Annotated in this window: 16 protein-coding genes and 1 pseudogene; 9 read left to right on the top strand and 8 right to left on the bottom strand. The window is 59.8% G+C overall.

Features of this window, described 5'->3' with window-relative positions; all coding sequences use genetic code 11:
- The first annotated feature begins 11 nt into the window (after positions 1-11).
- The 5 genes from trbL to NKJ58_RS18710 are packed head-to-tail and all read left to right on the top strand — an operon-like array spanning position 12 to position 4,604.
- On the top strand, positions 12-1,334 hold the full coding sequence (gene trbL, locus NKJ58_RS18730) for a P-type conjugative transfer protein TrbL (RefSeq protein WP_352853602.1): 1,323 nt from the start codon (positions 12-14) through the stop codon (positions 1,332-1,334).
- Complete coding sequence (gene trbF, locus NKJ58_RS18725; protein WP_023708015.1) at positions 1,335-2,066, top strand: conjugal transfer protein TrbF; 732 nt, start codon at positions 1,335-1,337, stop codon at positions 2,064-2,066.
- On the top strand, positions 2,056-3,084 hold the full coding sequence (gene trbG / locus NKJ58_RS18720) for a P-type conjugative transfer protein TrbG (RefSeq protein WP_031196164.1): 1,029 nt from the start codon (positions 2,056-2,058) through the stop codon (positions 3,082-3,084). The genes trbF and trbG overlap by 11 nt, the downstream gene beginning before the upstream one ends.
- Before the next feature lie 10 nt (positions 3,085-3,094).
- The gene (locus NKJ58_RS18715) at positions 3,095-4,312 is read left to right on the top strand and encodes a TraB/TrbI/VirB10 family type IV secretion system protein (protein ID WP_023708013.1); all 1,218 of its coding nucleotides are present in this window, start codon (positions 3,095-3,097) and stop codon (positions 4,310-4,312) included.
- A 13-nt stretch (positions 4,313-4,325) separates the two neighbouring features.
- Positions 4,326-4,604 carry a DUF2274 domain-containing protein gene (locus tag NKJ58_RS18710; RefSeq protein WP_023708012.1) on the top strand — a complete coding sequence of 93 codons (279 nt, stop codon included), beginning with the start codon at positions 4,326-4,328 and terminating at the stop codon, positions 4,602-4,604.
- A gap of 105 nt (positions 4,605-4,709) precedes the next feature.
- On the opposite strand, the gene NKJ58_RS18705 is transcribed toward NKJ58_RS18710, so the two are convergent.
- Positions 4,710-4,841, bottom strand: coding sequence for a MucR family transcriptional regulator (locus NKJ58_RS18705; protein WP_502902313.1), 132 nt, complete (start codon positions 4,839-4,841; stop codon positions 4,710-4,712).
- A 303-nt stretch (positions 4,842-5,144) separates the two neighbouring features.
- Here NKJ58_RS18705 and NKJ58_RS18700 point away from each other — a divergent pair, with 303 nt between their 5' ends.
- Entirely contained in the window at positions 5,145-5,918 is a 774-nt protein-coding gene (locus NKJ58_RS18700) for a hypothetical protein (protein ID WP_156932577.1), read from the top strand.
- 133 nt (positions 5,919-6,051) lie between these two features.
- Here the strand turns inward: NKJ58_RS18700 and NKJ58_RS18695 are convergent, their stop codons facing one another.
- The 4 genes from NKJ58_RS18695 to NKJ58_RS18680 form a co-directional block, all read right to left on the bottom strand.
- Positions 6,052-7,632: a hypothetical protein gene (locus NKJ58_RS18695; protein ID WP_352853600.1), complete on the bottom strand. Its 1,581-nt coding sequence runs from the start codon at positions 7,630-7,632 to the stop codon at positions 6,052-6,054.
- Between the two features lie 217 nt (positions 7,633-7,849).
- Positions 7,850-8,251, bottom strand: a complete 402-nt coding sequence (locus tag NKJ58_RS18690; RefSeq protein WP_023708009.1) for a ubiquitination-like system serine protease family protein — start codon at positions 8,249-8,251, stop codon at positions 7,850-7,852.
- Complete coding sequence (locus tag NKJ58_RS18685; protein WP_084565753.1) at positions 8,248-9,441, bottom strand: DUF6791 domain-containing protein; 1,194 nt, start codon at positions 9,439-9,441, stop codon at positions 8,248-8,250. The genes NKJ58_RS18690 and NKJ58_RS18685 overlap by 4 nt, the downstream gene beginning before the upstream one ends.
- Positions 9,416-9,670: a multiubiquitin domain-containing protein gene (locus NKJ58_RS18680; protein ID WP_023708007.1), complete on the bottom strand. Its 255-nt coding sequence runs from the start codon at positions 9,668-9,670 to the stop codon at positions 9,416-9,418. Before NKJ58_RS18680 ends, NKJ58_RS18685 begins: the two co-directional genes overlap by 26 nt.
- Before the next feature lie 102 nt (positions 9,671-9,772).
- On the opposite strand from NKJ58_RS18680, the gene NKJ58_RS18675 reads away from it, so the two are divergent.
- Complete coding sequence (locus NKJ58_RS18675) at positions 9,773-10,144, top strand: hypothetical protein (protein ID WP_023708006.1); 372 nt, start codon at positions 9,773-9,775, stop codon at positions 10,142-10,144.
- Position 10,145: 1 nt separating this feature from the next.
- Positions 10,146-11,294, top strand: coding sequence for an ImmA/IrrE family metallo-endopeptidase (locus tag NKJ58_RS18670; protein ID WP_023708005.1), 1,149 nt, complete (start codon positions 10,146-10,148; stop codon positions 11,292-11,294).
- A 168-nt stretch (positions 11,295-11,462) separates the two neighbouring features.
- On the opposite strand, the gene NKJ58_RS18665 is transcribed toward NKJ58_RS18670, so the two are convergent.
- Positions 11,463-11,789 carry a DUF1294 domain-containing protein gene (locus tag NKJ58_RS18665; protein ID WP_023708004.1) on the bottom strand — a complete coding sequence of 109 codons (327 nt, stop codon included), beginning with the start codon at positions 11,787-11,789 and terminating at the stop codon, positions 11,463-11,465.
- A 209-nt stretch (positions 11,790-11,998) separates the two neighbouring features.
- Here NKJ58_RS18665 and NKJ58_RS18660 point away from each other — a divergent pair.
- Positions 11,999-12,186: pseudogene (locus tag NKJ58_RS18660) on the top strand (integrase); the annotation flags it as partial.
- On the opposite strand, the gene NKJ58_RS18655 reads toward NKJ58_RS18660, so the two are convergent.
- A complete protein-coding gene (locus tag NKJ58_RS18655; RefSeq protein ID WP_245261067.1) occupies positions 12,175-12,297 on the bottom strand; it encodes a DEAD/DEAH box helicase family protein in 123 nt (40 codons plus the stop codon). The pseudogene NKJ58_RS18660 and the gene NKJ58_RS18655 sit on opposite strands and share 12 nt — an antisense overlap.
- Before the next feature lie 264 nt (positions 12,298-12,561).
- A complete protein-coding gene (locus NKJ58_RS18650) occupies positions 12,562-13,407 on the bottom strand; it encodes a hypothetical protein (RefSeq protein WP_352853597.1) in 846 nt (281 codons plus the stop codon).
- Positions 13,408-13,415: the final 8 nt, after the last annotated feature.

The raw sequence follows: 13,415 nt of genomic DNA, 5'->3' as shown, positions 1-13,415 counted from the left end.
AAGGCGGCGACATGAACGACCTCGGAGTCATCGATCGCTTCATGGAGACCTTTACCCGCTACATTGACAGTGGGTTCGGTCTGCTTTCGGGCGACGTCGCCTTTCTCACCACCATTCTGATCGGCATTGACGTCACGCTCGCGGGCTTGGTCTGGGCGTTCGGCGGCGAGCCCAACATTCTCGGCCGGCTTGTTCGCAAAGTGCTCTATGTCGGCGCCTTCGCCTTCGTCCTGAACAATTTCAAGAACCTCGCCGACATAATTTACCGCTCCTTTGCCGGTCTCGGCATCAACGCATCGGCCGGCAACCTGTCCGCCGACAGTCTCCTGCGGCCAGGCCGCATTGCCGCGGCCGGCTTCGAGGGCGCCTGGCCGCTCCTCAATCAAGCGAGCCAGCTAGTAGGCTTCCCCGAGATCTTCGGTAACGCGCTCACCATCTTCGTGCTGCTTCTGGCCTGGTTCCTGGTCCTCATCGCCTTCTTCATTCTTTCCATCCAGCTCTTCATCACCATCCTCGAGTTCAAGCTCACCACGCTGGCCGGCTTCGTCCTGGTGCCCTTCGCGCTCTGGAACCGTTCGGCGTTTCTGGCCGAGCGCGTGCTCGGCAATGTGATTTCGTCGGGCATCAAGGTGATGGTGCTTGCCGTCATCGTCGGCATCGGCTCCACGCTCTTTGGCGAGTTCGCTTCCGCCCTGCAGGGCCAGGAGCCGGACCTGGCGGCGGCCATGTCTCAGGTGCTGGGTGCGCTGGCGCTGCTTGGGCTCGGCATTTTCGGCCCCGGGATTGCCTCGGGTCTTGTTTCCGGCGCGCCGCAGCTTGGCGCCGGCGCGGCACTTGGAACAACCGCGGCCGCAGCTGGATCAACGCTCGTTGCCGGAGGCGCTACGTTTGCCGGCGCGCGCATGGCAACAGGCGGCGGCCTCGCCGCAGTCCGTGCCGGCGCCGCCATGGGGTCCGCTGCCACCGTCGCTTGGCAAACGGGGCGCGCGACATCGCCCGAGTCCGGGCTGTCCGGGGTAGCTGCTGGGCTGCATGGGGTTGCGAGTGCCGTTAGCGGCGCCGCGATGCGGGGAATGCGATCCGCAGCAGAACCATTCCGCCGTAGTGCCGACGCCGGTCGCGATGCCGGCTGGACCGCGACCGGCGGCATGCCGACCGCGTCAAAGACAGGAACCTCGCCCGCTGCAGCCTCTGACCCCGCGCCGGTCTGGGCAAGGCGTCTGCGTTCCGAACAGACCGCACGCGCCCATCGCAATGCTGCCACGCAGGCGGTGCGCGATGGAGATCGGGGCGGAAGCGGCGCCAATCCCTCCCTCAATGACAAGGAAGACTAGATGCTCTTCAAGCGACCCGTTCAGCGTTATGGAAAGACGCCCGAACCCGTAACACCCTACCAGAAGGCCAGCCAACTCTGGGATGAGCGCATCGGCACGGCGCGCGTCCAGGCCAAGAACTGGCGCTTCATGGCCTTTGGCTGCCTGGCTCTGACGACGGCGCTTTCCGGTGGGCTTCTGTGGCAGTCGATGCAGGGCCGCGTCGTGCCTTATGTCGTCGAGGTCGACCGCTTTGGCGAGGCGCACGCGGTCGCGCCGGCAGTCCAAAACTACCAGCCCGACGATGCCCAGATCGCCTGGCATCTCAGCCGCTTCATCCAGAATGTCCGTTCGGTTTCCACCGATGCGGTTCTGGTGCGGCAGAATTGGTTGTCGGCCTACGACTTTGCCACCGACCGAGCGGCGCTCTTCCTCAACGAATATGCCAAGGCGAACGACCCTTTCGGCCAAATCGGCACGCGCAGCGTGTCAGTGCAGGTGACCAGCGTGGTCAGGGCTTCCGACAGCTCGTTCCAGGTCAAATGGACCGAGCAGGTGTTCGAGCGCGGCAGCGTCGCCAGCACGACGCGCTGGATCGGGATCCTCACCATCCTCATCCGCCCGCCTAGGACAACCGAGCAGCTGCGCAAGAACCCGCTCGGCGTCTTCATCAACGCCATCGACTGGTCGCGCGAGCTCGACAGCGCCGCGCCAACCCCCGTTTCCCCTAAGGAGCCCGCCAATGACAAATAGAGCCCCATTGCTTCGTGCTGCCTTGATCCTGTCGGCGTCTGCTGCGGTTCTTTCGGCCTGTGCCTCGAAGCCAGTGCCGCCGCCTCAGATTTCCTATGACCACGAGGACTTCAAACCAGCCGCGATCGAGAAGGCGCCGGAGAAGCCGGTCAAGGTCGTGGAAGTGCCGAAACCGTTACCGTTGCCTGGTCAGTTGATGCCCGCACCCGGCAAGCCCGCCCCAGATAAGCGCTCGCCGGAAGAACAGGTCGCCGATGCCAACAAGGCGGCGACGCAACAACCCACCAAGTTTGGCTATGTCAATGCGGTGCAGGTTTACCCCTTTGCCGACGGCGCGCTCTACCAGCTCTACGCCGCGCCGGAGCGCGTCACCGATATCTCATTGCAGCGGGGCGAGAAGCTGACCTCGGTCTCAGCCGGCGATACGGTCCGTTGGGTGATCGGTGACACCGTTAGTGGCTCAGGCGATGACCAGCGCACTCATGTGCTGGTGAAGCCATTCGCGCCGGGGCTTGCCACCAATCTGGTCATCACGACGGACAGGCGATCCTATCACCTGCAGCTTCAAAGCACTGAGAAAACTGCCATGGCGGCGCTCTCCTGGATTTACAGCGAAGACCAACTCGTGGCGCTTCGGCGGCGCAACGCTCAGGCAGAGGCTGAAATGCCCGCGGCCTCGAACGTAGCACTCGAAAACATCCGCTTCCGCTATTCGATCACCGGCGACACGCCGCCGTGGAGACCGACGCGCGCCTTCGATGATGGCAGCAAGGTCTACATAGAGTTCCCGAAGCGCATCGATCAGGGCGAGGCGCCACCGCTCTTCATCGTCGGTGCTGACGGGGACAACCAGCTCGTCAACTATCGGATGCACGGCAACTACTACATCGTCGATCGCCTCTTTGCTGCGGCCGAGCTAAGGCTGGGCACCAAACAGCAGCAGGTGGTGCGCATTACGAGAACCGACGGTCGGCAACCGCCGCGGCGGGTTTCGCTGTTTTCGCGTTTTGGCAGGTGAGGGGAGGCTCATGACCGATACTTCCCATCCGAATGCTCCGCCGAAGCTCAATCCCGAACAGCTGCAGCTGCGAGCCTCGCCCCGCCGAGCGGTGCGGTTCAGGCGCGGCATAATCGTCGCGATCGCTGCTGTTGGTTCCGGCGCCGTTTTTGGCGTCACGATGATGGCGCTGCAGGGGCCTGCGTTGCGCCTGAAGCAGCAGGCCGAAGAGCTTTACAGCACCGACCGCAAGCCGACCGCCGAGGGACTCGAAGCGCTGCCTAAAGACTATTCCGGGATTAAGCCAAAGGCTCCGGTGCTTGGACCGCCGCTGCCCGGGGATCTCGGCCGTCCTATTCTCGAGCACCAGCGCCAGCTTGGCATCGCGCCCGGGCAAGACGTTTCCGCCGAGGCGCAGCGGCTTGCACAACAAGCCATTGAAGCGCGCGAGTCGCAAGTCCTGTTCCGCATCGAAAACCGACTCCAGCAAACGGAAGCTCTTAGCAATGGGCAGGGCGGACGTTCACCTTTCGAGACGGCGCCTCAGCAGCCAGATACCGAAGGCACGCGAGCTTCCGTCGCCCCGGCCGAGGGCGACCAGAACAACCAACAGCGCAAGCTCGATTTTATCGATCAACGGAACACCAGCGGGATCTACAATCCGCATGCGCTGCAGACGCCGGCTTCGCCCTATCAGATCATGGCCGGCAGCGTGATTGCGGCAAGCCTGATCACCGGCATCAATTCCGACTTGCCCGGCCTCGTCGTCGCGCAGGTTACCGAGAATGTGCGCGACAGCGTCACCGGCAGCATCCTGCTCATCCCGCAGGGCTCACGGCTGATCGGCACCTACGATAGCGTTGTAGCCTTTGGCCAAAGGCGCGCTCTGTTGGTGTGGCAACGCATTGTGATGCCGGACGGCTCATCGATCGAAATCGACAATCTGCCCGTGACCGACGCGGCCGGCTATGCCGGGCTCGAGGACAAGGTGGATTTCCATACTTGGCAGCTGATCAAGGGCATCGCCGTGGCCACATTGCTGGGGGTTGGTACCGAGTTGACCTTTGGGGAAAACGAAAGCGACTTAGTCAAGGCGATTCGTGAATCCACCCAGCAGAACGTCAGCCAAGCCGGCCAACGGATCACTGAAAAGAACCTGAACGTCCAACCCACGATCACCGTCCGCCCTGGTTGGCCGTTGCGCGTCATCGTGCACAAGGACCTCGTGTTGCGGCCATACACGGGGTGAACGGGAGGACTTCATGGCTAACCTAAAACTCGGAAAACTTCCGGACCGGACACCTTCGAAGATCACCATCACCGTTGCCGCCGACTTGAGCCAAGCACTCAACGACTATGCCGCACTTTACCGTGAGACCTATGGCGAGTCCGAAACGGTGGCGGAACTGATCCCCTTTATGCTGGTCGGGTTCCTGGAAGGCGACCGGGCGTTTGCCAAGGCCAGAAAGGAAGGTCTGCCGGGCGCCGGCGCGTCTGAGAAACCAAGAAGGCAATCATCTTCCACACTGGACAAAGGTTAGCGCTTAGTGTCGTTTTGGAGCAGCTAGGTTCTTGATCCTGACCGCGTTGCCGCCGGTCCCAGCGAGCGTTTCGCACAATTTGAGATCAGGCTTTCGCTTTACGCTTTAGGAAGGTTTCTTGGCCGGAGCAGCCTTCCTTCCCAAACCTAACGATTTTGCCAGCGCTGATCGGGCGGCCGAATAGTTCGGAGCGACGATGGGATAGTCCTTCGCCAGGCACCTTATCTCGGTGTCCACGAAACCGGCAGCAGGCCAGTTGGCGCCGAGCAGTTCGAAACAGACCTACTCGTCACACTCGATCGCACCGTGATTATAGCTGAGGCGAAGTCCAATCACCTTACTCCGCAGGGGCTACGCGGTGCGCCGGATCGCGTGAAACGGCATGTCTCGGACATGGTCCTATATCCATCCCAGCAGTCTGCGCGCCTCGCCACACTCATAACTTCTGCAAAGGAGGGCGATGCCGCGGCCGAAGCGATTGTCCGCCGATCGGTATTGATCCCGCATCGGTCGATCAGATCATTAGGATATCGGTGACACTTGATGATTTTTTCGGTTCTCAGCTCAGCTGAGACGGACTTCAAGGAAATTGGCTGGGTGCCTGCCGACCACCAGCTTGCGCCGACGATTACGATCGCTGATCTCATCTGCATCGCCGACATTCTCGATCACCCGCTCACCTACCTTCACTACCTCGGTGAGCGCATCTACCTTCAAAAGTCATTCAGCCTGCTTGGGGATGAACTCGACTTCCTCGGTCTCTATCTCGTCACGGGTTTCAACATCGCGGGCCTGCGGGAGGAAAATTCCATCTTCTCGCCTAGCGGAATGTCCGAACCGCTCGACCGGTACTACATAAGCCGCGATGCGGGCATCGCCCTGCCAAAACCGAAACCTCAGTTGGGACCTCTGTTTGGTTCGATCATCAAGCAGCTTGGACAGCGTAAATCACCGGGCTGGACGACCGCCGGTCTGCACCTTTTGTCATCGGCTGATCCCAGTGAGCAGAAGATTATCGAAAGGAACCTGATCAAGCTGCGTGCGATGGTGTGCAAGAATTTCCGCGAACCCGGCCACATCAGCTCGCTTCAGGTTCAGCCCCCGCTGCAGCGTAAGGCGCGCATGATTTTCTATGCATTTCCCGAGGCGCTACGTGGGGAGTCGCGCAAGACCATGGAGGGATTGGCCGCCGAGGCGACGGAGGATGAACGGGTAGACCATATAGTAGTCTTTGCCCGTTGTACGGACCGCTGGGACGTTCCATACGAAGCAGTGCTTCTGGTTCGTCGTCCCCCAAGGAGACGCGGCAGATAGCGCAAGCGCTTAGCCTAACACCCGATCCTGACGCAACCTCTGCGCCGACAGTCGACGCATTGCCTGGGTCTGCTCTGCTTGCCTCGCTCCCCATTGCCCACCAAAGGTGGGGGCAGGTTTCCGCGCGGCTTGCCTAGCGATCGGACTCGGCCGCGAGCTTCCACGCCCCATCGTCCGCCATCTGCTCGGACAGCCGCTGCATCACGCAGATCACTTCGACAAGGCGCACGCCGTCGATCCGGCGCATGTGCATCGTCGGACGCCGGACTGCGATCAGCTTCTGCATGTCATGGTCGAATTCGGTCTTGTCGACGAATACATAGCCGAACACTTCATCCCAGTTTTTCGTGCTCTGGATGATCCCCGACAGTTCACCCAGTTCGGTAAAATTGACTAGCGGTGCGACCGCTTCACCGCGCGCCATCGCCACCTTGCGAATCTCCTTCGCCTTGCCGATCAGGTTCGACGCGCGCAGCTTGAACCAGTCCGGTCCGAAGCGCTCTTCGAGCTTGCGCTCGACATAAGCGCGCAGTTCTTGCTCGAACCGCCCGACCAACACATAGGCATCCTTGCTGGTGCCGCGCGACCGCACGGTCATCGATACTTCGCCAAGCGTCACGACCGCCACGGCATTGGCTTCCGAGCGAAGCCCGACGGTCAGCCCGCTCTCGATCATGATCTCGAGCGCCATGCCAGGCTGGGCGACAACCAGCCCTTCATCGACTTCGGCCTCGCGATACATACGCTTGCGCACACGCCCGTCGCGCCAGAAATTTTCCGGCAGATCGACGCGCGTGCGCCACTCGCCGAAGAGCGAATGATAGGCGTCGATCTGGAAATGGCTGCGCCGGTCGAATACTTCGCCAATGCCGGCGAGCGCCGACATCTTGAGTTGGGTCGCCGCGAAATCGGCTTCGAACCGGGCGGTCAGCCCAAGCATTGCGCTCATCTTGGCCTGATCGATCGCGGCCGAACCGACGAAGTTCTTAGCGATCGCGTCGCGCATGTGGCCGACAGCCGTGCCAAGGCCCCCGCCGAGCAGCTTGGTGATATCGGGGGTATCGATCCTGCCGAGCGTGCTCGCCCATTGCGAGGTCTTGGCGATGTCACCGAACGGTCCGCCAAGCGAGGCGAATAGCGATTTCTGGACAGCACGCTGCTGCTCTTCGAGCTGCTTGATCGCCGATCCGATGCCGCCGAGCGGTCGCATTGCCTCTTCGAATGTCCGCTGCGCCTGGCTGACGGTGCTCGCCAACAACGGGTCGATCTTGAGCGGCTGCACGCCCTGGATCGCCGCAATCACCTTGGGATCAATCGACGGCATGATTGCGCCGATCAAGGCAAGCTTGGCATGGTCGATTGCCAATGGCTGGATCGCATTGAGTTTCGCGGCCAGCGCCGTGGATGGTTCGAGTAGAGTGCGCATCGCTTCCATGCGCACGATCTCGGCCGCTCCAAAGGCCGGGCTAAGCCCGAGCGCTACCTGCGCAGGCGAATTGGCGTAATCGCGGGCCAGCTTTGCCGCAGGGGAAAAGTAAAGCTCCCGCGCCATTTTGACCGACGGCGATTCCAGATACTCGCGGGCGAGGCGCTCGGTCGCGCGCTCACGCGCGCCGCGTGCGATCTCTTCGGCAGCCGTCAGCGGCTCGCCGCGCGCAATTTTCGAGAGCTTGTCGCCGGGGAGCTTGCCGCTAGCACTCTCGTCGTCATCCATCGCCACCGCCTGTTCGCTCGCACTTCGATCGGCGGCCGCGCGCTGCCTTGTCTATATACATTCGCTCGCGTCCTGTCACACGTCGCCGCGATCAAAAGGTGAGCGCCGGTCTGCTACACGGCCCAACAGCACCCTTTCGAGAAGGGGTACATGGCGTCTGTCGAGCGCATCCTGCCCAAAGTTCTAAACCACGCCTGATGGCCGTGCCGAAGTCGGCCTAGCGCCTTCCGAGGAGCCAGCGCAGAACATTCCGGACCCGTTGCCAGAATGTGACGACGTGCATTTTCTCGATATGCTGCTCGTCCCGCGCGCGACTTGCCTGAACCTCGCGGTCGGACATCGGGGGTAGCCAAATGATGCGCCCACCTTCGATCAGATAGTGCGAACGACAGGCGAGCTCCCGGTTGCCGACCGAGGGCGATATTGTGAACGACCTTGCGTTTTGCATGAGCTGCCAACCTGCCGGCTTGATCGGCAGGACGACTCTCGATCCGCATCCGCAGGCGCAAAGGTGAACCGAAGACCGAAACTCATCGCTATAGTAGAATTTACCCGGCGTGACCTCGTCGGGAAATCGCTCGCAGGGAACCAAGTCTAAAGCATCCGTTCGGTGGATCATGCCAGTGTCTCTCGGAAAATCTTCAGGCGGTCCAAATTCATCAGCAAATTATAGCCGGGGTCGGTGTCGGCATAATAACCGAACCTCTTCTTAAACAGCATGACCGCGATGGCGGCATTGAGGGCGTTGAGCTCCGCGATCTGGATGTTCGTTTGATATTCATGGTCGGCGTCGTCGACCATCGGGAGGATGGATGCGGCGAGCACGGCCGATCGGGTGTCGTCGTCGACGAGCGTCGCGCGGACCCTGCCGTTGAGGGGTCCATCGGTTCGCGTCAGTCCCATTCCGACGTCGATGAACGGTTTGCCGAGGCCATTCAGAAGCTCGACGACCTTCGCACGACTGTTGCCCTTGTCGACACAAAGGAAGACGAAGTCGCAGTCCGGAATTGCACCCGGCATGTCTTGGCTCACGCGGATAGCCTGGCCTGTCACGCCCGTTCGAAAACTTGAATATCGCTCGACGTAAAGATCGACCTTGTTCTTTTTGAAATCCTCAAATCGAGTCGTTCCGGGCGATCTGTACGAGTTTTTAACCACGTATTCGTCGTCGTCGAAGAGCTTCAACCCTTTGACCGGGCTCTTTGATAGGAAATCGAGCACATAGGAGCCCGTACCGCCGAGGCCGACTATGCCGACATTTACATGGGAAATCCGGCGATTGAGTTCGTGGAGCTCGGCGTGGGAGGAATGCGTGTCAGGAAAGTTGAAAGGACTTTGGATGTCGGCGCCGAAATCGACGTCGAGAAACAACTGATCCGCTTCCGGAAATTTGTACACCGCCGGCCCCGAGATCACTTGATAATATTGCTCGAATTTCTCGAATAGGGACCCATAGTCGCGCATCTGGCCCGGTGCATTCGCGATCTTATGAGAATAATAATAGCTCGAATAATTATCGTCGAAAATCAGCGTCCTGTTCTCGCCGCCTCCAAGAATGCTGAGGAGCGATTGGCCATCGAGCCCGCACGGATCCTCCCCGAGAAAGTACATCTGGTGATTGGCCGGTATGCCTATCTCTGTTTCATTCGTGAGGTTCAACGGGTCTGCGATAAACCCGCGACGAAGCTCGCCCCGGCAGTTCAGATAAGGAACGGCCATGACGAGATAATTTGCACGAATGGCGAAGTGGCGCCCCTTGACTTCAAGGCGCGCCAGACTTCCGTCAGGAGCGACCAGTGGGGAAGACATCGAAGCGCATATCCTTCTTCACCTTGATGCTCCCACCGAAGGGAAGAACGTCATCCGGCTTGTCGGGATTGGGGCCTCGCTCATAGGTGACTGAGTACCCGCGCACCTCTTCGCCAACAACGCCGTAGGCAATCTTCACCAAGTCGGCATGGGAGATTTCCCCTTTTGACACGTGATGTGGTTGGGTGTTGACGAAAATTTCGACGGTGTCTGCATTGGGATTTGCCATTTTCAATCCTTTCGTATGTGCGCCTGCGAATGTCCGGAGCAAAATCCCTTGGTCCCGGCTCTTCTGCGTGTTATTCCCACTTCTGGGAACGCTGATTCTTATATGGCACGGCGCGAGGTCGAGCGCAAGAATCGTCCCACATTCGGGAACTATTTTGTGCTGGAGTCGCGATTAGCCATGAAGCTGATGGGGATATCGAGGTTGCACGAACTTGCCCGTCGTGCCCGTGACGGCCTTGATGGAGCCGTACAGGCCTTGGTTGCTGAGCTCGAGGCAGGGTCGTGGCGCTCGATGGCTGAAATCGCTGAGTTCTACCCGTTAGCCGTCATTGACGGCATCACGGTCCGAATCCAACTCAACGGTGACTATCGGGTCGATCTCCTCGCTGACTGCGGGGCGCAGATGGTTCTCATTGAATATGCGGGCGCGACTAGAGTGGGGCGCGCGCCACAGATAAAACAGGGAGCAAGGTGATATGACGGTTCGACCTATACGCACGAACGAGGACCACCAATCGGCACTCAAGCGTGCCGCGGCGCTGTTCGGGCATAACAGCCCAAAGGATCGCGACGAGCTCGAAGTGCTGCAAGCCGTCATCGAACGATGGGAGCGATCACAGCATCCCGTCGAGGTAGCCACGCCTGCTGAGGCGATCAAGTTTCGCATGGCACAGACAGGACTGTCACAACGTGATCTGATCCCATATCTCGGAAGTAAATCGCGGGTATCCGAGATACTCAACGGCCAGAGACAACCAACGGTTGACCAAATCAGAGCACTGCACCAGCACTTGGGCGTTCCAGTGACTTCGCTGATAGGGTCGTTCAAACACGAGCCTGCTACGGGTAACTCGAGCACCTCAATTGCAGCGGAGGGGAAGCTCCGGAAGCTTGGCGTAATGAAAGAGAAAGAGAATTTTGCTGACTTTCTATCGCGCTCGAAAGCTTCTACTCCGGCAGTCGCTATGTTGCGCAAGACCAGAACTGAAAGAACCAACGCCAAGACGGATTTGTCGGCGCTTGAGGCATGGTGTGCGACCGTCTTGTCGCTTGCAGAAAAGATCTCTATCAAGAGGAATAAGATAAAAGATCCACAGTTGGCGGCACGAAAACTTGCTATGGTTAGCACATTTCCTGACTGGAGTGCTCACGTCGTAACAGAACTTAATCATATGGGGATAATATTTGTAATATTGGAACACCTTCCGGGAACGTTTCTTGACGGCGCGGCGATGTGCCGTGGCGATGGCGTTCCGGTGCTGGCGCTGACCCTTCGCCACGATCGTTTGGACAATTTTTGGTTTACGCTGTTGCATGAATTTGCCCACGTGGTCTGCCACTTGGGTCCTGATCGACAGGTCATTTTGGATGATCTGGATGTGGCGAGTTCGGAAACCATAGAAGCGGAGGCGGACTCGTTTGCGCGCAACGCTCTTATACCTCCTGCCATATGGAAGCGGATCGACAAGGACAGCAGCACTGAGGAAGTATTGGAGGCGGCGCAGAAAGCTGGCGTGCATCCTGCGATCTCCGCCGGCCGCTGGCGGTTCGAGCATTCGGACTATCGTCGCTTTTCCAAGCTGATCGGTCGAGGTGAGGTTAAAACCGCTCTTATGCCGGCCTGAGCCTCAATGTCGCTTTGAGGCGCAAAAGCTGCCAACGCGGTGCCAGTGCCTGCTTTCAGGCAGCGGCAGGCAACGTCGTTGCGGCCAAGACGGCGTCACCAGCGGAATGGCACCTTTCTGCTGGTTCGCACCAGCACCGGACCGTCTGCTCTCGACCCCGAATTCGCCTCAGAATGCGAGGAATTGCGAGAGCGTTTCGCGCGATCCCGGAAAGAGCAATCCCACTTCAATCGCGATTGCCGCGAGGACTTGGAGCAGGACGATGCGAGCGAGCCTGGAGCGGAACGGCTCCTTGCGCGTCTTGTGCCGGATCGTTTTTTGCGCGATCACAGTTCCGATGCTGCCGCCAATGATGGCGAGTGTAAGAAGCGTCGACTCTGAAATGCGTTGGGAACCGTTCTTGGCCATAGCCTTATCGAACGCCATGAAGGCGTACGCCAGCAAGTTTACCGCGAGAACGTAGCCGATGACCCCGATTGCAAACTGCTCAGGCATGCGCTCCTCACCTTCGGGCCAGTATAACCTAAGCCCGTTAAACCAACGGATGGCAACGGGTCCATCTAAATGGGGTATCTGAAACGTCGTCATGGTGACCCGAAGGGCGACTTTCGCCAATCGGAACGCAAAAGCCGACCGACCGCTCTCGACCCCACAATCTCCTGAACGTTTGTGCTCTGGCCAATAGTGGCCTGAGGAGAAACGATATGGGACATTCGCAGTATGACCTCGTCGGACAAGGCCATTCCGCTTGGAATGCAGGCAAGAGAGTAGGCGTCAAACGACCTCTGAAGGTTCGTCAGATTTGGGAAATCCGGTCTTTCTCGACCGCGAAGGTCGACACGGGGACCGAGCGCTGTTCGACCTTGCGATTGATAGCAAGCTACGTGGTTGCGGAGGTCAGCGTCTTGCCGCTGCCGGTGGTATGCCAGACGTAGCCATTGCCGCAGTCTTGCGCGATGGATTCGACAATGGCCTTCACCGCGTAGACCTGATACGGCTGCATCATCAGGAGCTTTTGCTCGCTTGCGACCAGAACCATATAGCGGCTGACGGTCTGCGCGTGATGGATGAGATTGCCGAGCCACGCGCATTCGGCCTCCGGATGGCTGTTGCTGCCACCAAGACGGCGGCCGGCATCGTCACACCGCCGCTGCTGCCGCCGGCAGGCGTCGATCTGGTTGCACTCGACCTGCTAAGCTTGGGAAGCGCCACGAGCCTGGGCGGCTGCGCAGGGGGATCGGCTGATCACCGGCCTCCATCCTCATCGTCAGAGATGCTCGCCGATATGCCCGATAAGGGTCCTGCCTTTGAACTCGGCATGCTCCGCATTCGAGAAATAGATGCGATGGAAATAATATTCGGTGTCACCGGCACGGGCTGAACAATGAAGTTTGATATGGGGCTCGCACAGGATCCGGATTGTGCCGTCCTTGCCCGCAAACGGGAAGGTCAGCGCTTCCTTGCGGTCCGCGTCCCCCTCCATCGAGGTCTCGTAGCCCGACATCGCGGTGAACGCCTTCATGCACGCCTGTGTGGTCGGCTGCTCCATGCACTTCGGCATGTCGTCGGCAAGCGATACTAGCGCGGACACGATCACCGCGACGAAGTCGATCAGATCTCCCTTAAAGGTGCCGAGACAGTCGGGGAAACGCTTGCTGAATTCGAAATCCGGGAACGCCTGGCGGCATTCCAGCAAAAAGCCGTCGCGATCGCCTTGATACGCCGTGAGCTGCTCGCGCATCACCGCGATCCATCGGTCGAGGTCGTTGACGCTCCGCGCCCCCTCTTCCGCCCAGGGTCCAAGCTCGCCGACGGCGCCCCGCGCCTCAAGCTCGGCCAATGTCGTCGACACGGTCCTGTCGATTGCGAGCTGGAGGAGCCGCTGCATGTCCCGGCCGATACCTTCTGGGCTTTCGAAGAGGATCTGGTAGAGAGCGATGCCCGGAAGGACCTCTGCATAGTAGAGGTTTTCGTCCTTGTGGATCGCATACCCGGCTTCGCGCAGCTCATCGTCGAGCACGAGCAGCGCCTCGAGACGCCCGATCAACGACTCAAGCGTCGCACCCGATGGCGGATCATATCTTCCGAGGCTGTGGATAAGGCTCGCCGGCATGCCGATCG

This window comes from Mesorhizobium sp. M0139 (genome assembly GCF_040322455.1).
Lineage (GTDB): Bacteria > Pseudomonadota > Alphaproteobacteria > Rhizobiales > Rhizobiaceae > Mesorhizobium.
Note: the sequence above shows the minus strand (reverse complement) of the source record. Positions and strands in the feature narration are given on the sequence as shown.